The sequence below is a fragment of the Neobacillus sp. NRS-1170 genome (genome assembly GCF_050468025.1).
Genome location: NZ_JBITPF010000024.1, coordinates 66489 through 87995 on the forward strand (window position 1 = coordinate 66489; position 21507 = coordinate 87995).

The 21507-nt window shown below is 38.5% G+C and carries 29 protein-coding genes and 1 pseudogene; 20 read left to right on the forward strand and 10 right to left on the reverse strand.

From position 1 onward, the window contains the following. Window positions 1-11: 11 nt before the first annotated feature. Entirely contained in the window at window positions 12-329 is a 318-nt protein-coding gene (locus tag ACIFOT_RS10140) for a hypothetical protein (RefSeq protein ID WP_430064303.1), read from the reverse strand. Window positions 330-534: 205 nt separating this feature from the next. Here ACIFOT_RS10140 and ACIFOT_RS10145 point away from each other — a divergent pair, with 205 nt between their 5' ends. The 6 genes from ACIFOT_RS10145 (at window position 535) to ACIFOT_RS10170 (ending at window position 3677) form a co-directional block, all read left to right on the forward strand. Then, window positions 535-795: a YiaA/YiaB family inner membrane protein gene (locus tag ACIFOT_RS10145; RefSeq protein WP_430064305.1), complete on the forward strand. Its 261-nt coding sequence runs from the start codon at window positions 535-537 to the stop codon at window positions 793-795. 82 nt (window positions 796-877) lie between these two features. After that, window positions 878-1420, forward strand: a complete 543-nt coding sequence (locus ACIFOT_RS10150) for a GNAT family N-acetyltransferase (RefSeq protein WP_430064307.1) — start codon at window positions 878-880, stop codon at window positions 1418-1420. A gap of 252 nt (window positions 1421-1672) precedes the next feature. Then, window positions 1673-2107, forward strand: a complete 435-nt coding sequence (locus ACIFOT_RS10155; protein WP_430064308.1) for an SRPBCC family protein — start codon at window positions 1673-1675, stop codon at window positions 2105-2107. 111 nt (window positions 2108-2218) lie between these two features. Then, entirely contained in the window at window positions 2219-3040 is an 822-nt protein-coding gene (locus tag ACIFOT_RS10160) for a pentapeptide repeat-containing protein (RefSeq protein WP_430064310.1), read from the forward strand. A 42-nt stretch (window positions 3041-3082) separates the two neighbouring features. Then, a complete protein-coding gene (locus ACIFOT_RS10165) occupies window positions 3083-3283 on the forward strand; it encodes a hypothetical protein (protein ID WP_430064312.1) in 201 nt (66 codons plus the stop codon). Window positions 3284-3452: 169 nt separating this feature from the next. Then, the gene (locus ACIFOT_RS10170) at window positions 3453-3677 is read left to right on the forward strand and encodes a hypothetical protein (RefSeq protein WP_430064313.1); all 225 of its coding nucleotides are present in this window, start codon (window positions 3453-3455) and stop codon (window positions 3675-3677) included. A 54-nt stretch (window positions 3678-3731) separates the two neighbouring features. On the opposite strand, the gene ACIFOT_RS10175 is transcribed toward ACIFOT_RS10170, so the two are convergent. Beyond that, complete coding sequence (locus tag ACIFOT_RS10175) at window positions 3732-4241, reverse strand: DoxX family protein (RefSeq protein ID WP_430064315.1); 510 nt, start codon at window positions 4239-4241, stop codon at window positions 3732-3734. Between the two features lie 189 nt (window positions 4242-4430). Between ACIFOT_RS10175 and ACIFOT_RS10180 the strand changes: the two genes are divergently transcribed. The 3 genes from ACIFOT_RS10180 to ACIFOT_RS10190 all read left to right on the forward strand — a co-directional run bounded on the left by ACIFOT_RS10180 (window position 4431) and on the right by ACIFOT_RS10190 (window position 6797). Continuing rightward, on the forward strand, window positions 4431-5387 hold the full coding sequence (locus tag ACIFOT_RS10180) for a heme-dependent oxidative N-demethylase family protein (RefSeq protein WP_430064317.1): 957 nt from the start codon (window positions 4431-4433) through the stop codon (window positions 5385-5387). After that, the gene (locus tag ACIFOT_RS10185) at window positions 5387-5830 is read left to right on the forward strand and encodes a dimethylamine monooxygenase subunit DmmA family protein (protein ID WP_430064319.1); all 444 of its coding nucleotides are present in this window, start codon (window positions 5387-5389) and stop codon (window positions 5828-5830) included. The genes ACIFOT_RS10180 and ACIFOT_RS10185 overlap by 1 nt, the downstream gene beginning before the upstream one ends. Before the next feature lie 214 nt (window positions 5831-6044). After that, entirely contained in the window at window positions 6045-6797 is a 753-nt protein-coding gene (locus ACIFOT_RS10190; protein WP_430064320.1) for a PDR/VanB family oxidoreductase, read from the forward strand. 50 nt (window positions 6798-6847) lie between these two features. On the opposite strand, the gene ACIFOT_RS10195 is transcribed toward ACIFOT_RS10190, so the two are convergent. Genes ACIFOT_RS10195 through ACIFOT_RS10205 form a run of 3 tightly spaced genes read right to left on the reverse strand, consistent with a single transcriptional unit; the run spans window position 6848 to window position 8031 of the window. Beyond that, a complete protein-coding gene (locus tag ACIFOT_RS10195) occupies window positions 6848-7237 on the reverse strand; it encodes an SRPBCC family protein (protein WP_430064322.1) in 390 nt (129 codons plus the stop codon). Between the two features lie 31 nt (window positions 7238-7268). Then, complete coding sequence (locus tag ACIFOT_RS10200; RefSeq protein ID WP_430064323.1) at window positions 7269-7724, reverse strand: SRPBCC family protein; 456 nt, start codon at window positions 7722-7724, stop codon at window positions 7269-7271. After that, window positions 7705-8031: an ArsR/SmtB family transcription factor gene (locus tag ACIFOT_RS10205; protein ID WP_430064325.1), complete on the reverse strand. Its 327-nt coding sequence runs from the start codon at window positions 8029-8031 to the stop codon at window positions 7705-7707. The genes ACIFOT_RS10200 and ACIFOT_RS10205 overlap by 20 nt, the downstream gene beginning before the upstream one ends. A 179-nt stretch (window positions 8032-8210) precedes the next feature. Between ACIFOT_RS10205 and ACIFOT_RS10210 the strand changes: the two genes are divergently transcribed. From ACIFOT_RS10210 to ACIFOT_RS10225, 4 genes are all read left to right on the forward strand, one after another. After that, the gene (locus tag ACIFOT_RS10210; protein ID WP_430064327.1) at window positions 8211-8918 is read left to right on the forward strand and encodes an MBL fold metallo-hydrolase; all 708 of its coding nucleotides are present in this window, start codon (window positions 8211-8213) and stop codon (window positions 8916-8918) included. A gap of 13 nt (window positions 8919-8931) precedes the next feature. Further along, entirely contained in the window at window positions 8932-9498 is a 567-nt protein-coding gene (locus ACIFOT_RS10215; protein WP_430064329.1) for a WHG domain-containing protein, read from the forward strand. Window positions 9499-9619: 121 nt separating this feature from the next. Further along, window positions 9620-10204, forward strand: coding sequence for an exonuclease domain-containing protein (locus ACIFOT_RS10220; protein WP_430064331.1), 585 nt, complete (start codon window positions 9620-9622; stop codon window positions 10202-10204). A gap of 167 nt (window positions 10205-10371) precedes the next feature. Then, the gene (locus tag ACIFOT_RS10225; RefSeq protein ID WP_430064333.1) at window positions 10372-10887 is read left to right on the forward strand and encodes a DUF6933 domain-containing protein; all 516 of its coding nucleotides are present in this window, start codon (window positions 10372-10374) and stop codon (window positions 10885-10887) included. A 393-nt stretch (window positions 10888-11280) separates the two neighbouring features. Here ACIFOT_RS10225 and ACIFOT_RS10230 read toward each other — a convergent pair whose 3' ends face one another. Next, the gene (locus tag ACIFOT_RS10230; RefSeq protein WP_430064335.1) at window positions 11281-12372 is read right to left on the reverse strand and encodes a citrate synthase/methylcitrate synthase; all 1092 of its coding nucleotides are present in this window, start codon (window positions 12370-12372) and stop codon (window positions 11281-11283) included. Between the two features lie 109 nt (window positions 12373-12481). Here ACIFOT_RS10230 and ACIFOT_RS10235 point away from each other — a divergent pair, with 109 nt between their 5' ends. Further along, on the forward strand, window positions 12482-13360 hold the full coding sequence (locus ACIFOT_RS10235) for a LysR family transcriptional regulator (protein ID WP_430064337.1): 879 nt from the start codon (window positions 12482-12484) through the stop codon (window positions 13358-13360). A gap of 46 nt (window positions 13361-13406) precedes the next feature. On the opposite strand, the gene ACIFOT_RS10240 is transcribed toward ACIFOT_RS10235, so the two are convergent. Next, window positions 13407-13835 (reverse strand): VOC family protein, encoded by a 429-nt coding sequence (locus ACIFOT_RS10240; RefSeq protein WP_430064339.1) that lies wholly within the window; start codon window positions 13833-13835, stop codon window positions 13407-13409. A 343-nt stretch (window positions 13836-14178) separates the two neighbouring features. After that, entirely contained in the window at window positions 14179-14700 is a 522-nt protein-coding gene (locus tag ACIFOT_RS10245; RefSeq protein ID WP_430064341.1) for a DinB family protein, read from the reverse strand. Between the two features lie 128 nt (window positions 14701-14828). On the opposite strand from ACIFOT_RS10245, the gene ACIFOT_RS10250 reads away from it, so the two are divergent. The 4 genes and pseudogenes from ACIFOT_RS10250 to ACIFOT_RS10265 all read left to right on the forward strand — a co-directional run bounded on the left by ACIFOT_RS10250 (window position 14829) and on the right by ACIFOT_RS10265 (window position 18212). Beyond that, the gene (locus ACIFOT_RS10250; RefSeq protein ID WP_430064342.1) at window positions 14829-15581 is read left to right on the forward strand and encodes a GNAT family N-acetyltransferase; all 753 of its coding nucleotides are present in this window, start codon (window positions 14829-14831) and stop codon (window positions 15579-15581) included. 161 nt (window positions 15582-15742) lie between these two features. Next, window positions 15743-16231, forward strand: coding sequence for a hypothetical protein (locus ACIFOT_RS10255; protein WP_430064344.1), 489 nt, complete (start codon window positions 15743-15745; stop codon window positions 16229-16231). Window positions 16232-16344: 113 nt separating this feature from the next. Next, window positions 16345-16572: a hypothetical protein gene (locus ACIFOT_RS10260; protein ID WP_430064346.1), complete on the forward strand. Its 228-nt coding sequence runs from the start codon at window positions 16345-16347 to the stop codon at window positions 16570-16572. Between the two features lie 204 nt (window positions 16573-16776). After that, a pseudogene (locus ACIFOT_RS10265) lies at window positions 16777-18212 on the forward strand (glycoside hydrolase family 1 protein). A 55-nt stretch (window positions 18213-18267) separates the two neighbouring features. Here the strand turns inward: ACIFOT_RS10265 and ACIFOT_RS10270 are convergent. Beyond that, window positions 18268-18582 (reverse strand): DMT family transporter, encoded by a 315-nt coding sequence (locus ACIFOT_RS10270; RefSeq protein WP_430064348.1) that lies wholly within the window; start codon window positions 18580-18582, stop codon window positions 18268-18270. Between the two features lies 1 nt (window position 18583). Further along, on the reverse strand, window positions 18584-18931 hold the full coding sequence (locus ACIFOT_RS10275; protein WP_430064350.1) for a DMT family transporter: 348 nt from the start codon (window positions 18929-18931) through the stop codon (window positions 18584-18586). 193 nt (window positions 18932-19124) lie between these two features. Between ACIFOT_RS10275 and ACIFOT_RS10280 the strand changes: the two genes are divergently transcribed. Together ACIFOT_RS10280 and ACIFOT_RS10285 are read left to right on the forward strand one after the other, a co-directional pair. After that, window positions 19125-19514 (forward strand): globin, encoded by a 390-nt coding sequence (locus tag ACIFOT_RS10280; protein ID WP_430064352.1) that lies wholly within the window; start codon window positions 19125-19127, stop codon window positions 19512-19514. A 446-nt stretch (window positions 19515-19960) separates the two neighbouring features. Further along, window positions 19961-21397: a GntP family permease gene (locus ACIFOT_RS10285; RefSeq protein ID WP_430064354.1), complete on the forward strand. Its 1437-nt coding sequence runs from the start codon at window positions 19961-19963 to the stop codon at window positions 21395-21397. Window positions 21398-21507 lie beyond the last annotated feature (110 nt).

The following is a 21507-nucleotide window of genomic DNA, read 5'->3' on the forward strand; positions in this document are numbered from 1 at the left end:
ATCGATTGATATCATCTTTCGGTTTCATTATGCTGAAAACCATTCTGGGTAGGAAAAACTTCATACCACTTGTATTTTGGGGATTTGAACCACTCGTAATGCGGCAAATAAACCAAATAGCCAAAATTGCCATCGGCGTCAAGAATCGATTTGAAAATCTTAACAGTCCCAAATCCAAAAGTTTTATCCAAGTATCCTTCGATTCCCTCTCTGACGATATTTTTTTTATCTTCTTCATCTTGCTTATGTAACTCCATCAGCCCATCAATAAAAATACCCAACAAGACCAAAGTAATTGAGATTAAAACAAAAACCAGCAACTTGAACAAAAGAACAGCCCCTTCTCATTTATGGATTCACTTAGATTGTACAATCGCTAGTTAACAAAAAGTGTGATGTAAACCACAAATCCCATTTAATATCTGACATTTTTGTGGCAAAAAAATTGGCTGCCATTTTGTTAATGGGCTAAAGTTTTTATTGTTTTTTATGGTAATATAAATGTAATAATATATAAAAAATGGGGGAAATTTCATGAAGAAAAGAAAGCGTAATACTCAACACTTTACTTTTTTAGCCTGGGCAGCATTCGCTATTTTTACAGCACTAATGTTGGTTGGGCTTTATACGTTAGAAGAACCATTATTTGTTAAAGGCTATTATTTTATGGGGACAATCGGGATTATTGTTTCCTCTTTTATGGTCGCAAAAGTAACACGTGATAACCAAGAAGATATGGAAGACAGTTATTATGAAGAGGATAGTAAAGGGAAAAAAGAAAAATTGGATATTTAATGGTGTAAAAATATGAGTTGATGCGTCAACTCTTTTTTTAATTAGCTATCCGGTACAGAATAGGAATTTGGAGTGGTAATTAATGCTAAATATTGAGATAAGAAGGCCAAAAATTGAGGAGATGAATGAGTTAAATCAATTTTTTAGAAAGGTGATTACGGACACTTTTATAAAAGAAGGTATGGGGGAAAAGCTGGATGATATTGAAAATGAAATCGAGATAAAGAAAAAATACTTGGCAAGTGATTTTGAAAGTCATGGCGCGGAACGCTATTTTTTGATAGCCATAAATGCTGATCGAATTATCGGTACGATTGAATATGGTCCAGCAAGTGATTTAATATGCAATTGTACAAACAATGCATATAAAGGGCTGATGGAAGTAGGTACTGTATTTGTCCACCCTGACTACCAAAGAATGGGGATAGGGACCAAGTTATTGAAAGCAATGTATTTTGCATTGCAAGATGCAGGGATGAAAGAGTTTTGTTTAGACAGTGGATATAAAAGCGCGCAAAGAATCTGGAAAAATAAATTTGGGGATCCTGATTACTTGTTAAAGGATTATTGGGATGAAGGATATGATCATATGATTTGGAAAATCAAGGTCAGCGCTTGGATATAAGGTTCTATTGTAGAATATCCTTCAATGGAAACAGGCGATTTGATTTTATGTGAAAAGGAACAGGATTTTTCATGTGCTTTTCGCATAAAAAACAGAGCAGGATAATGAGGCATTTTACAGAATATATGTATTATATTTAAAAAATATTAAAATTTAAGTTTGAAAACCACTTTTTGGCGAAAAAATGATTTTAGCGGTGATACGCCTTACCTTCGCCCCAATCAAAATATTGAAAGCGAGTCGATTTAGAAAATGAACAACCGTACTAAGATGAAAATTTTTGCACCTGCTAATAAAGTATTTGAAGCTTTTGTAGACCCAGAAAAAATCGGGAATTTTTGGTTCTCCTCAAGTTCTGAAAGATGGGAACAAGGTAGAACCATTACATTGAGATACGATGAATACGATGCTCAAGGGGATATAGAAGTAAAAGAGATTGAGAATAATAAGAAAATCGTGTTCCAGTGGGGATCTAATGGAGAAGGACATACCGTGACCATGTTGCTGGAAGAACAAAATGATTCGAGTACTATTATTGAAGTAACTGAAGAAGGCTTTAATGAAAATGACAGCGATTTTATCAATCAAATTATTGATAATAAAGAAGGCTGGGTTTATATGCTGACCTGTTTAAAAGGATATTTGGAATTCGACATTAAAAATTTAAGAGCTGGGTTAGTTAAATAAAATTACAACTTGAGCCATATGGCTCGTTTTTTTATGGAAAATTGATAATTGAATTTTTTTCCTGCTCCTATTATTGTAGAGATATTAGAATCTTTAGAGGAAGTGTAAGTATTGTCAAAACAAGTAATAAATAAATTAAGAGCCGACTGTGAAAATTGTTTTGGTTTGTGCTGTGTGGCTTTGCCTTATGCGAAGTCTGCCGATTTTGCTTTCGATAAGGAAGGAGGGACCCCTTGTCGTAATTTGCAATCCGATTATCGCTGCGGTATTCATAAAAATCTTAGAAATAAAGGGTTTCGAGGCTGTGCTGTTTATGAATGCTTTGGCGCGGGTCAAAAGGTATCACAAGTCACTTATGATGGGAACGATTGGCGTAATCACCCAGGACTGGCCAAAGAAATGTTTGAGGTCTTTCCTATTATGCAGCAGCTTCATGAAATGCTTTGCTATTTAAATGAAGCACTTGGTTTGGAGGATGCAAAACCTATATATGAAGAATTGCAAAATGCTCTAGAAAAAACAGAATCTCTTACTAATTTGAATCCAAGATCTATAATAGAACTTGATATGCCAGGTCATAGAACAGTCGTTAATGATTTACTTCTCCGCACAAGTGAACTTGTACGATCAAAGGTTTTTCAAAAGAAGAATAAAAAAATAAGTAAGGGAAGAGACTTCTTAGGTGCAAAGTTCAAAGGTGCCGACCTTAGGGGTATAAATTTGAGAGGAGCCTTGCTCATTGCCGCCGATCTCAGGGGAGCCGACATGAGAGTAGTCGATTTTATCGGTGCAGACTTAAGAGACGCGGATTTAAGCGGTGCTAATTTAACCGGAAGCTTCTTTTTAACACAAGCACAAGTTAACTCGGCTAAGGGCGATATTCATACAAAATTACCTGGTTCATTAAGGAGTCCTGAACATTGGCTTAAATAGTTTAGCAGGATGGTTAGTTTCTTAAAATTGGAGGGTTTTTAGATGATGGATAATGGCAATATATTTGGTCTTTTTGCAATCATTCCTATTTTACTTTATTTGACGATTTTAGTTTTTAGCATATATTTTGTTGTAAGAACAATTAAGTTCATGAATGAAAAAACAAAGCTGGATCAGGAGAGAAATGAGAAACTAGATTTATTAATAAAGGTACTTGGTAATAATGAAAGAAATGTTGATTAATATAATTTAAAGTTTCAGGGGAGTAGCTGCGGCGGCTCCTCTTTTTCATTTATTTTTAAGGTTTTGATTCAATAAAAAATGAAATATAATAAGATTAAAGCTGTTCAATAAATTTTCAAAAATCCAACGTAATATTGTTCTAATAGAATAAATTTAGGAGGGGAATTCAATGATAAGGGCGGGAATTGCAGGTGTGGTCGGGTTTATTCTTATTTTTGTAGAGTCCATAATTATAATGAAGCTAAAAGGCTATGAAACGATTGAATTTGGCGGCCTAACACCTTTTATTAATGTCTGGGCAATGAATTTCTTTGTTGTATTTGCCATCCTAACACAGGTTACAAATTGGTTCGAAAATAGAGCAGATCTAGAAAAAAGTGAAGATAGTTATTAATAAAAAGCGCCTATGTCACGGATAGAAAGCCGATTGCATAGGCGCTTTTTTGAGCTAAGCATTATGTTTTACTGCTCGATTACCTTTGAAAGCTGCTCTGCGAATAAATGGAATTACCCAACGGTCAAGACCAATGCGGCCTGCGTTAAAGCCAGAGAATAAGATAATTGTACCGATGAATAAATCAGTCGGAATATGAGATACAGTACCGGCTAAGAAGAACGCGAAGTTCATCACTAGACCAAAGAACATTGCTGCAGTAGTTAAGCAGCCAAGAATAAGTCCAAGCCCTACTAAAAATTCACCAACAGGTACGAGTGTATTGAAAATATCTACGTTTGGTAAAGCGAAGTGCTTTAAGAAGTCGACGTACCAGCCGTAAACAATACTGCCATCAGGACCTTTTACTGGATTCGCGATTACTCCTTTTAAAAATCCAGAAGCATCAAACCCGCCTGCTAATTTGTGATATCCAGCTGTGATCCAAGAATATCCGATGTATAAGCGAAGAACTGTTAAAATACCAGCGGCAACTTTGTTTTCTCTTAACCAATTGACTAACATTTGAAACACTCCTTTTATAAATAAGATTTATATATTGATTACACTGTTAATATATCATTTTTATTTTGAATTGAGAGTAATTTGTTCACTTATTCACAAATTCGTAAAAAGAATTTGAACAATTTATTAACATGGTCAATTGTTTTTATTAAAATGAAAGTAAAGAATTTTCTGTAAAGAAGGGATGTTATGCAACAAGCCGATGATTTTGCAACATTTCCGTATCCATTTAAGGGAGAAGTGTATCGATACTCTAATAACTCCGTCCCGTTGGATTGTCCAAGCAGCATCGAAATTACTCCGAGTTACTTAAATGAAATGAACCTTAAGCGGGGTCTTCTTAAAGAGCATCCTGAACGATGTTATCAGTCATTGCCTCATACACTTCACGGACAGTGGGAAATCCTTGAGATGATAATGAGTCATCTGGCAGCCTTTTATCCTGATAAATTTTCACTTGATAAACAGAATGATGAATGGACGTTTCATAATAAAATTTTACAAGAAAAGCAGGGTTTTATTTTTGGAGATGAAACTACATTACCATGTGAGCCGCTTGATTTTATTGGAAGACATGTGCAAGAGGACCTGATTTTCATGATGCAGCGAGATGGGGATTTATTTTTAGATGCAGGTCAATTATGCTTCCCCGCTAATTGGTCACTGGCCTTTGATTTAGGGATGAGCTTTAGAGAAATTCATCATCCGATTCCTGGCTTTAAGGAGGAAGGATTGGATGAGCGAATCCTTCAGTTTTTGTTACAGTTGGAAGCGGGAAATCCATGGTGGCGGAAAAACTGGTCTTTGATGGGCGGAAATCGTCTCGATACTTCACTTGAAACCTTTGATGTTTGGGGAAAAGGCAGGAAAAAGGTAACTCTAGAAAATGCCGGTGAATTCGTACATTTACGAGTAGAGGTACAGAAATTATTCCGTTTGCCGCGGTCAGGAGGAATTCTGTTTACCATTCATACACATCTTATTTCATTAGAAAAATTAGCTTCAAAAACGGAATGGGCTGAGCAATTTTTCCATATTCTTTGTGAACTTCCAGATAATATAGTGGATTATAAAGGCCTTTCTCTTTTCAAGAATCAAGTAATCGAATACTTGAAGGACAGGTTGGAAAGCAGAGGAGTTTTGTGATGCAGAAAGCTTTGTTTGTTTCCGGAAAAAGAAAATATTTATTTTGTGGGGATCAGAACGGGATGGAGATTTTACAACCAGTTATCGATTTGGCAGTTGAAAAGAATGCACCCTATGAGATCTACAGCGAAGAACAACCCCTTTTTGATTGGTTGAATAGGCAGAAGATGGGGTGTTACCTTTACATTGCAGCGAAATGGGATAAACTGCATTCTCTGAAAAAGCTCACTGAAGAGGTTGGCTTTTCAGAGGAAGAAGCACAGTACATTGGTTATGGTGAGCGATTGGTCAATGTGTTTTGCTGCAGGTGCCATGGGATTTCAAAGGTAATTTTGCAGGAAACGCTTGAAATCGCTTGCAATGATTGTGATTTGCACCTTGAGATTTCCGATCATTATTCTTCACTGAAAAATGCCTATCTTGGCTACGTGGCAAAACTTTAGAGGGGGGATTGAATGGATAAGGGAAAAACAATACCCGTAATGGTAAAAGAAATTCATCAGGAGACCCTGAAATGTAAAAAGCTTTACACTAACTCATATCGATGAGGAAGAACTGCCGTCTTTTAGCGGAGGATCCCATATCACTACATATACTGAGGGAAGCTTTGGCTTACTCGAGAGGCATTATTCCTTAACGAGCCATCCAGATAATCGGTTGTTCTACCAAATTGCCATTCATCTTAGTGATACCTCAGCAGGTGGTTCTTCTTATTGGCATCACCAGGTAAAAGTCGGGGACAGGCTGCGTATTAGTTATCCCAAAAATCATTTTCCATTGAGCTTCAAGGCAAAACATCATGCTTTTTATGCGGCTGGGATTGGCATCACACCATTTTTATCAATGATAGCTGACCTGGATGATTCCTTCGAACTGCATTACGCGGCAAAATCAAAGGAGCTTTGTGCATTCTTCGACTTTTTGCAGCAAAATTACCCGCGGCAATGTAAGTTTTATTTTTCAAAGGGAGTAGGAGCAGAGCGACTTAGTGTTGATTCGCTTTTGGAACATAAGATTGGAACCCATGTATATTTTTGCGGACCTGAGGCCTTTATATCTGGTTTTACGGACTTTGCCCTTCAAAATGGTTACCCGCGTTCGAGTGTTCATTACGAACGGTTTACACCGCCGCGGCCTAAAAAGGCTAATTGTTTTCAGGCTCAAGTTTCAAACGGGAAGACTGTAAAGGTTTTAAAAGAAAAGACCCTGTTGGATGCGCTGCTTGAAGCAGGGATTAAGGCTCCATATTCATGCCGTGTAGGCCGATGCGGGACATGTGAACTGAAGGTGGTTGAAGGAGAAGTTGATCACTACGATTCCTTTTTAAGTGAAAAACAAAGAAATGCCCAAAATGTGATTTTATCCTGTGTTTCTCGAGCAAAGTCCGAGAAATTGGTGATTGAAATTTAATAAAAAAATCACATTATTTCCTTAACGAAATAATGTGATTTTTTTAGATTCTATCCTAAATATTTTTCAATTGGACTCCAATAATTCGCTCCCCAGCCTGCTGCAAGATGCTCGCCTTCCGCTTCTGGGAAACCAACATGGTCAAAAACCAACTTAGTCTTTGAACCTAGCTCTTGAAGTTCGAACTTAGCAATTGAATATAAGCCTTCTGGCCAGTTCTTTACACGCCATGCTTGAACGACGCGCACACCCGGAACAAGTTCAATGTTCCTGCCTAAAATCATCCCCCCGAAACAAGAGAACGTACCGCCATCCTCTGCGTTAATATCTGTTGGTGCTCCACCAGTAACTTCACTGAACTGTTTAGAATCAGTCAAAATTTCATAAATTCGTTCAGGACTTGCATTGAATTCCACTTCTTGATGAATTGTATTTACCATTATTAAATTCCTCCAGTTTTGTTCTTTTAAATTAATGCATGGCCAGTTCGGTCCATGGGTCCACGCCAGGGTCTCTGCCTTCAGCAAATTCCTTAATTCGCGGCATGTAATGAGACCAGCCTTGCTGATGTGACGGGATTTCTGAGGCCGGCAAGTCGTAATGTGTTAATACTAGGTTCGTTCCATTTTCTTTAGGAGTTAAACGGAACTCAACTTTACTTGAGCCGGGAGGAACAATTTTTGATTTTTCCCAGCCCCAGGACATGACGATTTTTTCATAAGGTACAATTTCCACATATTCTCCCATAGCAATATCGCTGCCATTGACATCTATCCGATACTTACCGCCAATCTTAGGCTCAAGCAGGATTTGTCTGCCCATCCAGCGGACCATTTTATCAGCATCGGTAAAGAACGAAAATAAGGTCTCCGGACGTGCTTCAATAAAGATTTCTTTTACGATGATATCACTGTTTGTTTGTGTCATTTTTTCTCCTTTCTTCCTCTTCGGCAGCTTCTTTCAGGCGGAGTAAACTATCATCCCAAAAACGGTCAATGTATTGCTTTAATTCAGCAAAACCGTCCCTTCTGATACCATAGTACCGTTTTGTTCCGTCTCTCCGGACGACTACAAGGCCGGATTGTTCGAGAACTTTGAGATGCTGAGAAACTGCGGGAGCTGATATTTCAAAATGTGAGGCTATCGCGCTGGAGGTAAGCTCTCCATCACGAACGAGATAAAGAATATCTCTGCGTCTAGGTTCTGCTAATGCATGAAGGACTTTTTCAATCATGATATTATTTTAGTCTATGCTTAATTAAGTGTCAACTTAATTAGTTATTTTTCATATTAGTATCATTTGGAAAATACGTATTAAATATAAATCAATTTTTTTCCAAAAATTACTTGATAAAACTAATAGTATTAGTTAAAATAAAACTAATGATATTAGTTTAAGGGAGATGGGCAATAATGAGAATGATTAAAAAGGGGTTTTTACATCAAGTAACGTTTATGGCCAAAGTATTTCCAGTGAACTGTTATTTGGTAGAGGAAGAGGACGGATTGACTTTGGTGGATGCCGCGCTTGGATTTTGTGCAAAGGGGATTTTGCAGGCTGCCGAAAGAATTGGAAAGCCGATTACGAAAATCGTGTTGACCCATGCTCATGAGGACCATGTCGGGGCCTTAGATTTAATAAAAGAAACCCTCCCGGAAGTACCTGTTTATATTTCGGTGCGAGATAACAAATTAATGAACGGAGACCGTTCACTCGATCAGCATGAAGACCAAACGCCCATTAAAGGCGGAGTTCCTAAAAAGTTAAAAACAAGAGCCACTATTGTTTTGAGTGAAGGCGACCAAGTCGGATCTTTAAAGGCAATTGCCTCACCAGGCCACACACCAGGTTCTATGTCCTTTATAGACAACCGCACTAAAGCGTTAATTGCTGGTGATGCCTTTCAAACCAGAGGCGGGATCGCTGTGGCAGGGGATATAAAGCCATGGTTCCCATTTCCGGCGTTTGGTACATGGAGTAAGAAAACAGCTTTAAAGAGTGCGAAGAAATTAGTGGGGGTTGAACCTAGTCTGCTTGCGGTAGGACACGGAGAAATGGTGGAGAATCCTGTAAGGATAATGGAACAAGCAATTAACAATTTTGAGCAGAAATTGAAGTAAAGGAGAATTTTTGATGTCACCTAGACCTAAAATTGGACTCGAATTAACGTACATTCTAGAAGCAGCAGGGGAACTCGCTGATCAATACGGTATGCAGGAAGTAACTTTGGCGAACCTGGCAAAAAAACTCAATATTCGCCCGCCATCATTGTACAATCACTTTGATGGCCTGGGAGGTTTACGCAAGAAGTTAGCCATTTATGGGATTGAAAAACTTTACAAAGAATTAGCCGATGCTGCCATTGGGGTGTCAGGCATCGATGCAGTCCTTGCACTAAGTAGGGCTTATGTCCATTTTGCCAGGCAGCATCCTGGTATTTATGAAGCTACTTTAATGGCACCAGATCCGGAAGACACGGAAGTCCAGCAAGCCGGGGCGAAAATCGTTGAGCTAACAGTAAGGGTCTTACAGGCATTTGAGCTGAAAGGAGACCAGGCTTTACATGCCGTAAGAGGCCTTCGTAGTATATTACATGGATTTTCGTCTTTAGAGCAAAAGGGCGGTTTTAAAATGGCGTTAGATTTGGATGAGAGCTTGTTTTTGGTAATCAGAGCATTCTTAAAAGGGATGACTGCCTAAAAGTAGAAGGACAATTCATAAAGGTACTTTTTGGAGATAGGATAGCGGGATAAGCTTTGATATAATGAGAGAAACATTACACTAAGGAATGATTAAATTGCTTAAAAAAGAGAAATTGGGTTTGATACTAGACGTAGAGACAACTGGTTTAGGGCCAACAACTGATGAAGTAATTGAACTCGCTTTAAAACTCTTTTCATATCGAACGGATACCGGTGAGATCATCGAAATTATTGAGGAGGACTCATTTTTAAGAGAGCCTCTTAAGAATACAGCTCTGAGAAATTATGAACGTGCCTATAGAGTCCATGGAATTCATTTCGATATGGTAAAAGGGAAGAGTTTCCATGATGGAAAAATCAAAACCTATTTCCATCGTGCTGATTCTGTTTTTGCTCATAACGCTTCCTTCGACCGAAGCTTTCTATTCCACATGTATCCGGAAGTCAATGATTTGAAGTGGTATTGCACAATGAGAAATGTCCCTTGGAAAAGCTACGGTTTCCCAAATGGCAAACTCCTGACTCTTTTGGAGGCTCATGAAATCACAAACTATCAGACACATAGAGCAATGGATGATATTACATACCTAATGGAACTGCTTAAGAAATCCAGCCCAAATGGGAATCTCTATTTGCAAGAAGTGCTTGATTATGGTCCGATGAGAAAATACCAGCCTGCATCTTCGCGTACTAAAATGGGGTAAAAAACTAATCAAATTTTTGATTAGTTTTTTTAAATTCGTGTCCGCCCTGGGAGGACAAATTGACTGGTTTGTCCATGGATGGTGCCTGACACCATTAATTGTTTTATTATTTTAATATATCGTCAATAATGGAAATGATGATTTAAATAGAAAAAGTGGGTGGAGTAGTGTTTGTTATTGGAGCGACGCAGAAGGTTTTAAAAGAATTACAGGTTCAGGCGAGGTGTGATGTGGAGCCATCGAAGGACCTGAATACTTGGCATATGAATCTATTTAAAATTGGCCGATATCAGTGTCTAATTCTCGTTAATGATTTAACTTTATATAGTCTGGTTATTCCTAGAGTAAAAAAGAAGGAGCTTTCTAATATTGGCGAACTGTTAACCCGTCATTTAGCTGAGAACCTTAGGTCAGAAGGACTCGATGCTGTAAGTATCGAAAAATTTATAGAACAAGGAAACGAAATTGTTTTCACTAAAACGCATAACCGAAGTGTGGTTGGAGCCATGGTTGAAATGGTCAAAATGATGCAACATATTTATCCAACAGGTAAAGACATTATGATGAAAAATCCTATTGATTTAAACAAATTTAATAATGGTATTATTTATTCACCAATAAATTATGCTAGACCAATAAATCTGTTTAAAGAATATATTCAAAAGGCAGTTTATAAACAATAATTTCTTATTTATTATCTGTAATCTCTAAGGTTAATTAAAATTTATCTGTAAAACTTAAAAATTTGCTAGAATCATATGTCAGAAATTCGATTTCAACCCCTAATTTAGTGTAATATTACCCTAAATTAGGGATCAAATATGGCTTAAAAGCCAATCTGAAATTTTTATCAGCGAATTTTTCGAGTTTATCGGCGAATTTCACCATTATATCAGCGAATCATAAAAAGCAAAAAATATTAAAACTAGAAAAAGACAAAAAAAGAGCGTGGATACCCACACTCCAAATTAAAAAATATATTTAATGGATAATTTTCCGTGTGGAGTGGACAAAACGGCGAAATTGTCCACGGGCGGTGCCTGACACCACACTGACCACACCCCACTAACACCCCACTATTTCAATACACCAATATACTTCGATTGCGGCCGAAAGATGGTGTTGTTTTCAGCTTGCTCTAGGATGTGGGCGGTCCAGCCGACCATGCGGCTTGCGGTGAAGGTTGGGGTGAATAGGTCTGTATCCATGTTGATGGCTTTCATGATGGCAGCCGCATAGAACTCTACGTTTGTGTACAGAGAACGGCCAGGCTTCAAATCATCCAGTACCCTTATGGCGATCTCTTCTACTTTCATTGCTAAATCAAGCCACGCATCTTCACCAACTAGTTCCAGCAGTTTTGTCTTTAAAGCGATGGCTCTTGGATCACGGGTTTTATAAACCCTATGGCCAAACCCCATCAATTTTTCCCCGCGCATCACTTTCTCTCTAATTACTTTTTCGGCATCCCCGGCAAGGGCAATCTCATTAAGCAGATCAATTACTCCTGATGGCGCCCCGCCATGAAGCGGTCCTTTCATCGTACCGATGGCAGATGTCACCCCAGACACCATATCTGATTCAGTAGATACTGTAACCCTGGCTGAAAAGGTAGACGCATTCATCCCATGCTCAAGCGTCAGGATCATATACGTTTCAAGAGCCTCCACATGTGCCTCCAGTGGAACCTCTCCAGTAAGCATGTAAAGGTAATTTGAAACATGGTCTAAATCATCCTGAGGATGCGCAAACAATCGGCCTTCTATTTGACTTTTCCGATAGGCAATAATGGAGGGAACGAGGGAAGTTAGCCGAATCGCCTTCGAAATGGTCGCCATCTCCCCGTATTCGGGATTACCCCCTTCAGCAGAAATCACCGTCCGAATTACACTCATCATATCTATGCTTGGCGGGAGCAAATCAATAATTTTTATCATATACTCCGGCAGCTCACGATTACGCTTTAACTCGTCTTTCAACCCCTGTAGTTGTCCTGTATCAGGCAAATAACCATACCAGAGAAGATATGCAACCTCTTCAAAAGAAAAGCTTTTTGTTAGTTCTCTAATTTCATATCCCCGATAAATTAATTGACCGTTTTCTCCGTCCACATGTCCGATCAATGTTTCTGCAGCGACAATTCCTTTTAACCCCTTTTGAACATTCATAAAAATTCGCTCCTTTCCTTATTTAGTATTATTTTATAGAATTAACTTGATTAAGAGTATTGAATATTATTAAACTAATTGATTAATAAAATTAATCAGAGGTGGAGAAATGGAATTTGACTGGCTTAACACCTTTATAACAGCTGCCGAGTGTGGTAATTTCCGTAGAGCATCAGAAATCCTGTATATCTCACAGCCCTCCGTAACGGTCCATATTAAGCAACTTGAAAAAGAGCTGGGGATACTTTTGTTTGATCGGGAGGGCAAAAAGATAAAGCTGACGGAAGCGGGGAAGAGGTATTTGCTTCACGCTAAGCGATTGCTGGAGGTTTATCAAGGCGGACTGGAGGATTTACACTCCTTTACCCAGGGGTATACATCGCAATTAACTCTGGCTATCTCACCGCTGATTGCAGATACCATCCTGCCATATGTCTTAAAAAGCTATACCAAGCAGCATCCTGAAGTAGAGATTACAATCAAGATAATAGAATCTACCGAAATTGAGCAAGCGGTTTTAAAAGAAGAAGTTAACCTGGGCCTGTCATGTCTTAATTGCACAAACCAAGATTTAATTTGTGAATTACTCTATAAAGATAGAGTCATATTTGTTGCGCCCCACGACGGCAGGGATGCAGAAACAGCACCACCCCTAGATGAGGAAGAGGTTTTATCATCGAATTATTTATTAACCCATAATCACCCCGGCTATTGGGAAAGTCTATCGAGAGAAGTAAAAAATAAATATCCCCATGTTCGAATGATGAAAGTGTCTCAGGTCCATATTACGAAACGGTTTATCATTGAGGGATTGGGAGTATCCTTCCTGCCGACATCTACGGTAAGAAGGGAGCTATTAGAGGGGAGTCTGCTGGAAGTGGATTGCCACACCATCCATTTGCCTGAAGCAAACACATATGCCATCATGAAGTACGAGCATTCCAAACAAAAAGAATTTCTTAAATTCATCTCCAACTACCGTCTATAAAATAAAAAACGGCTCTGTCCTTCAATGGAGGACAGGGCCTAAATAATTATTGATGCTGACCTTCAGTGAAAATTTGGAAGTTTACGCCAAACTTATCTGTTACGCTGCCATATGCAGGGCTAAAGAAAGTTTCTTGGAGCGGCATTCCCACTTGACCGCCATCTTCTAATGCATTAAAAAATTTGCGGGCTTTTTCTGCGTCGTTAGTAGAAATACAGATGGTTACTTGATTTCCGCTATGATGAGGCTGGCCAGGGAAGGTATCAGACAACATTAGCTCGCTTTCGCCAATTTTGATTGTTGCGTGACTTACACGATCCTTTGCTTCAGCTGGAAGTGGAAATTCAGGATTTTCCGGCATTTCTCCGAAAGCTTGACTAAATAGAACTTGTGCATCTAATGCATTTTGGTAAAACTGGATTGCTTCTTTTGCATTTCCGTCCATTACTAAATAAGGAATCAATTTTACTGTCATATAAATCTCTCCTTGGCCCATATGTATTTTTCTTACTATGGTCGATAACATAGTGATTAGGCAGGCTTATTAACAGCAGGCCCACATCCCATTATTACCGATATTTCAATTATAAAACAAAGAACATTTGTTCGCAAGTAATTTTTTGGCTGATAAGGAAAATTTTTTTAATAGGCTGTGTTAAACTGGTCTGTTGATTTCCGCTTCAGGCGCTTCACTTTCCGCGGGTGGCTGGCGCCCTCCGCTACAATCAACATTTTTCCAAAATCAACAATGTTCTTTAACACAGTTATAAAAAAGAGCATGCGTGTAATAAGTTACGCACATTCCAATTTTTAACCCATTAAAGAGCAGCTATGTATTTATCATTAATAATTCTTCGATGGTGGATTTCGTGTCCGGCAATGATGAAGGCGACAGCACGGGCAGTGACTTCTGTGTTATTAGCGAACCCAATATTGGCCCATGCCTCTTCCGGCATATTCTCAATCAGGGTGATTGTTGCTTTTCTTGTTGCAATAAAGTCATCAAGGATATTTTTAACAGGCAGTCTGTTGATTTTCGAACCTGCAACATAATCATTTTCGTCAAAGCCAGCTAAAGCTGTTTGATCCCCGCGGCCAATTCGCAGCAATCGATAGCTCATGATTCTTTCCGTATCTGTCATATGACCGAGAACTTCTTTGATACTCCATTTTCCAGGGGCATAGCAAAATTCTGCATCCACTTCCGATATATTCTCAAAAAGTTCCGTAACCTTCACAAGATTTTCTTTTAAAAGTGTCAATAGGTCCACTTCGGGAACTGAATTTACATAAGGCACATAATACTCAGGAAACTCACTTGCTTTTGGACGTTGAAGCATTATCATCTCTCCCCTCGATTTTTCACAATTACATCTCAATCCTACCATAATTTTCATGCATATTGAATAAATGGAATCAGTGTTAGATATGCATTAAAATATTAAAAAAGAGAACGGTGTGGATTAAATTGCTTGATATCACGAAAATAGAGCAAATGGCAAGCGATTCATTTAAAGTCTTAAATGGATTACCCCAATATATTACCTTGGAACAAAAGGATAAAGCTAAAATTACTGATACAGACATAAAATCGTTAATCGAGGCATGTGAGGATTATCATTTAGAACGACTGGGAGTTATTCTAAACAGCGCCGCAATCAGGTTTGATTATCTATCAAATTTGCTCCTAATTCATGGGTTCGAGCATTTTTCATCTAAGGTTGAAGTGTATAAAGAGTTAGTAAACTTACCAATATACGAAACTACTTTTCAATGGCAGTCCTTAGAGGATCCTGATCTATCGGAAAAACAATTTATGCGATACTGGGAACATTGTATGATTGGCTCTGACAATAAATTATCCTCGTTATCTATGGATCAGCATTTAATGTCTGTAAAGAGCGAATTAGGAGCAAGATGGCGAAAATGCTGCCGTGTATTTTCTCAAGAAAAAACGCCAATTGGAATTTCCATTCCACACATAGAACCTGGAACAGAGAATGAAGGCAGGCTTTTCTACTTTGGAATATTACCGGAAGCAAGAGGGAAAGGCCTAAGTGCATCCTTGCATCTACAATCGTTATGCCACTTAAAGGAATTGGGTGCCACCCACTATATAGGCAGCACCCATTTAGAAAATAAAAAAATGCAAAGAGTATTTGAAAAAAATGGCTGCAGAATTACGGCCTATACGGAATCTTTTTACAAGTACTTCCAATAAACATAGAAGGATGCCGGTCCAAAGGTATCCTTTAGTTTTATTCTAAATTGTTATATTTTTCAAAAAATAAACGGAAATTCAGAAAGTATATTTTCTCAAAAAATGATAAATAATATTCTTCCAATTTGTGCATATTAAAAAGAAAAAGGGAATGGCCTTAGATGAAACATAATAAGATGTTGCTGCTTGTTTTGATGATATTACCCTGGCTGTCCGTGCCTTTTTTAGGGAAGCGGACATTTAAACGCTTTTTTCCAGGTGCACTATTCATGGGGGCATGGGTAACGGTGGAAAGTATTTTAGCTAAAAAAAGAGTCTGGTGGCGGTTCACTGATAAACTGCTTCCCGGTGTAATGGGAGAGATTCCTTTTATTTTGGGACCCTTCTTTGTGGGTTCATTATGGATTTTCAAATTGACCTTTGGTAACTTTTTTCGATATTTAATAGTGAATCTAATAACAGATGTCCTATTTACATTTTTAGGGATGCATTTTTTACGCAGACTGGGAATAGTATCGCTCGTTCGAATGAAGCATTACCAAATGAGCCTTTTATTTATGGCAAAATCAGTCTTAATGTACATATTCCAAGGATTAATTGAAAAAGTACGAAAGAAACCTAAATCGCTTCTGCAAAGGATATTTTCATAAAAAGCAACACCACAAGTTAACGTGTGGTGTTTATTTTTTAAGGAGATTCTCATCCATAATCAGCCTTGCATACGATAAATAGACAAATAGATAATGTAACAGGGGGGAGAAGGTTGAATTTCTTCTTGGTTGGAATTGTTTATTGGCTATTGATCGGCGCATCTATTTTGCTGTTTATTTGGGGGATATTGAAAAAATCCTGGAAAGCCTTTTTGTGGAGCGGAATTGCTCTTTTATTACCAAGCATAGCCATATTTGCAGGTGATGCAGAGGGATTGTTTAGATGGATAGGAGTCCTTTCTTTAATTTTGTTTGGATTAGCATACTGGACGAAAAAATAAATTGCTTGCTTTTCTAAATATTTTTTTAATTATTCCTTCATAAATAGGATTGTTACTGTTCAATCAGGCAAAACCTAAGACTAATGCACTTATGATTAGTTTTAGGTTTTTTTTATTAAAAAATCATCCTAAAAAAGGTGATTAAATCTGTGGTTAAGAAGGCATTTTCCCCCCGCATATACAATTTTTATGAGGTGTAGAGAAATGGAAAACAAAAGATTCCCAGAAGGATTTTTATGGGGCGTGCAACGGCTGCCAATCAAGTGGAAGGTGGGTTTTATGAAGGAAACAAAGGAATGAATATTGCCGATGTTCTCCCCGGTGGGAAAGAGCGACTAAAAATCTTATTGTCCCCTGGTTTTGATTTTAAAATTGATAGAGAAAGGTACAGCTATCCGAACCATGAAGCTATTGACTTTTATCACCGTTATAAGGATGATATAGCGTTGTTCGCAGAAATGGGCTTTAAAGTATACCGTATGTCTATTGCGTGGACAAGGATTTTCCCAAATGGAGATGAATTAACTCCTAACGAAGATGGTCTTGCTTTTTATGATCGTGTCTTTGATGAATTGCACAAACATGAAATTGAACCAGTTGTGACAATTTCCCATTATGAAATGCCGGTCAACCTTGTAAAAGAATATGGCGGCTGGAGGAATCGTCAGGTTGTGACCTTCTTTGAAAGGTATGTACAAGCCATTTTCAATCGCTATAAAGGTAAAGTGAAATATTGGATGACATTTAATGAAATAAACAGCGGCTTGCACTTCCCGATAATGGGACTTGGTTTTGCTATACAAAAAGAGGAAGATAAATATCAACCTACTTTCCAAGCTTACCATCATCAGTTCGTCGCAAGCGGTATTGCAGTAAAGCGATGCCATGAAATATTGCCAGATGCTAAAATCGGCTGTATGATTTTGTACGCCCCGGTATATCCTTACGATTGCAATCCTGAAAATGTGATGTATGCTCTTAAAAAGAACCAGCTGCATAATTATTTTTGTGCAGATGTCCAGGTACGGGGGGAGTATCCTGCTTTTATCAAGCGCTATTTTAAGGAGCATAATATTGAGTTAGAAATTCAAGATGGGGATTTGGAGTTAATTAAGCAAGGAACTGTTGATTATATTGGCTTCAGCTATTATATGTCAGTAACAGAGAAAAAGGAAAAAACTGAAGAAGAAGCAGCACAGGGAAATATTCTATCCGGGGTAAAAAATCGTTTTCTAAAAGCGAGTGACTGGGGATGGGAAATTGACCCGATTGGTTTGCGTATTTCATTAAACGAATTATATGACAGATATCAGGTACCGCTTTTTGTTGTAGAAAATGGACTAGGTGCGTATGACAATGTTGAGGAAGATGGAACCATTAACGACGACTATCGCATTGAGTATATGCGTGACCACATCAAGGCAATGAGCGAAGCAGTTGAAGATGGTGTCAAACTGATGGGGTATACATGTTGGGGATGTATTGACTTAGTAAGTATGTCAACAGGAGAGTTCTCAAAGCGTTATGGTCTCATCTATGTTGATAAACACGATGACGGCAGCGGTACATTAGAGCGGAAGAAGAAAAAGTCCTTCTTCTGGTATAAAGACGTTATTACATCAAATGGAGAACAATTATAAAATTGAAAAAGCCTGCCTAAACGGTATTCCGTAAAAGGCAGGCTCTTTTAGTTGTTTAGGAAAGTGTTCTTAACCCTATGACACCAATGATAATCATCATAACACTTATTACGCGTCCCAAGCTCTTTGATTCTCCAAAAAGAAACATGTTAACAGCAACAGCACCGGCCGTTCCAATTCCTATCCATACCGAATAGGCGATACTTACTTGTAAGTAGTGGAAGGATTTATACAAGAAACCAAAAGAAGCACCAAAGCCCCCTATATAGAGGATTCCATTGCGGATGGATTTCTGTTTACTATATAATTTTAGCCCTGCCGCACCGATAATCTCGCATGTGGCCGCTAAAACCACCAATATCCAGCCCATATTAGGCCGACCCCTTTAAAGCTGCTTTTTCCTGCTGATTATCAGCAAGGTTTAAGCCAATCACGCCCAAAATGATAATAACAACAAACAGAATTTTCGCGCCGCTAAAACTCTGACCAAAAAGGAAGACATCCATTAAAACCGTTCCTATGGTTCCTACTCCTGAAAAAATAGCATAAACAGTGCCAGTTGGGAGGCTTTGGCATGCTTTGGGCAGAAAATGAAAATCGGTTAAAATAATTCCAATAATGATTGCCCACTGCCACCAGCTATCGGCAACATTGAAGCCGTATACCCACATTAATTCAAACAAACAAGTTAATGCTACATATATCCATGATTTATTCAATAAAACCCACCTCTTGAGGACTCTCTTCTTCAAGTTAATTTATTTTGAGGTTTAGCCTATTTTAGAATACCATATCTATCTAAAAAAATAATTTCAATCTGGGATAAAGCGTGATTTATATCACAAAAGTCCTATATTTTTACGACTATAATTATGGGAATAAGAAATACATCAAAAGGGATGGTGAAGGAAATTGGAATATGCATTTAAAACACTTTATAGTGAAATTGGCGGACAAGAAACAATCGATCAGCTTGTCAATGCTTTTTATCCACGAGTATATGCTGATCCGGAATTAAGACCGTTATTTGAAGGGGATATGGAAGAAATCAAGCGAAAGCAGCGGATGTTCTTGCCGCAATTCTTAGGGGGACCGGCTCTTTACAGCCAGGAATTTGGCCCGCCGGCGATGAGAGAACGTCATTTGCCATTTGAGGTGACGCCTAGAAGGGCACAATGCTGGCTTCGCTGTATGAAGGAAGCCTTTGAGGAAATTGGCCTTGATCAAAACCCAGCAGGTTTAGCTTTTTATGACCGCTTAACCCAAGTAGCGGGAATTATGGTGAATAGTCCGGATAAATGAAACATGTTCAGATTAACTGGACATGTTTTTTTTATGAAGGGGAGTAATTAGAAATTGTAGAATATCCGTTGGATTTTGTTGAATGTCTTTTGGAATTTTTAGAATTCCCAATTAAATTTGTAGAACGTACTTTGAATTTTGTAGAATCCCCTATTAAATTTGTAGGACCCCTTTGAAATTATAGAATGTCCTCTAAAATTTGTAGAATCCCCTCTCAATTTTCCGTAAAAACGGAATTTTCCCGATTTCCGGATTCCGCAAACTAACTTTTTTCCGCAAAAACGGAAATCCACCATCGCGAAGCTTCCAAAAACCTTAATTTTCAAACTATTATAAAAATGGCACAGAACTTGCAATTAAATACTAGTGCAAGGGGAATTTTCGTTAAGGAGGATTGAAATTTTTTGTAACCGCTTTCTGTAAAAAAATGAACAAGGGGGATTTACATGGATTTAATCGTTATACTCTTGGCCTTAGGCCTATTAATGTTTGTTGCCTACCGAGGTTTTTCTGTTATCTTATTTGCACCTATTTGCGCACTATTTGCGGTTTTATTAACCGAACCAAGTTATGTATTGCCATTCTTTTCGAATGTTTTTATGGAGAAGATGGTCGGCTTTATTAAAAACTATTTTCCTGTCTTTTTATTAGGGGCTATTTTTGGAAAGGTTGTTGAAATGTCAGGGCTGGCAGAGTCCATCGCCAAAACAATCGTCAAGCTGATAGGCGCGAAACGAGCCATCTTAACGATTGTGTTATTAGGAGCGATTTTAACGTATAGCGGCGTAAGTTTGTTCGTTGTCGTCTTTGCCGTTTTCCCGTTTGCTGCCCATCTTTTCAGAGAAGCGAATATTCCAAAAAGGTTAATTCCTGGAACGATTGCTTTAGGTGCCTTTACCTTTACAATGGATGCTTTGCCGGGTACGCCGCAAATTCAAAATGTTATTCCGATTGCCTTCTTTAAAACTGACATTTATGCTGCACCATTGTTAGGGATCATTGGCGGAGTATTCGTCTTGGTACTTGGACTATTATACTTAGAATCTAGAAGGAAAAAGGCCGAAAAAGCTGGAGAGGGCTATTTCGGATTTGGTACTGAAACGGCATCTGCCGCTGAAAATCTTGCGAAAAAAGAAGAACCTGCAGCCAACTTCTCAACGGAGCAGTCAGCAGCAAAACAAATTTTAGCGTTTGTTCCGCTTATTCTTGTAGGGGTTATGAACAAAGTTTTTGTTACAAATATACCGAATTGGTATCCAAATGGATTTGATTTTTCCAATATTGGCTTAAAAGCCTTTGGAGTTGTAGACATAAATGCTGTTGCGGCGATTTGGGCCGTTGAAATGGCATTAGTGGTTGGAATTATTTCTACTATTTTATTTGACTGGAAGCGAGTCACGCAAAACTTTAAAGAGGGACTGAACACAAGTATCGGCGGTTCCTTGCTTGCTACGATGAATACGGGTGCTGAATATGGCTTCGGCGGCGTCATTGCCGCATTGCCAGGTTTTACAGCCATCAGTGACGGGATTTCGAATACCTTTACAAACCCGCTCGTTAATGGTGCTGTTACTACCTCTACCCTTGCAGGGATAACTGGATCTGCCTCAGGGGGAATGGGAATTGCCCTAAGTGCGATGGCTGAAAAATATAATCAAGCAATCGCAGCAGCCAATATTCCGCCTGAAGTTATGCATAGGGTTATTTCGATGGCATCTGGCGGTATGGATACCCTTCCGCACAACGGAGCGGTTATTACATTACTTGCTGTAACGGGACTTACCCATCGTCAATCCTATCGTGATATTTTTGCCGTTACGATTATCAAAACCCTGGCAGTATTCTTTATCATTGCCATCTATTCATTAACAGGCATTGTCTAAATCAAAAAGCTTTCGAAATAAGCGACCACTTGTTTCGAAAGTTTAAATCTATTGCTGTGTTAAATTTTTCCAGTTGATTTCCGCTCCAGGCGCTTCGCTTTCCGCGGGCG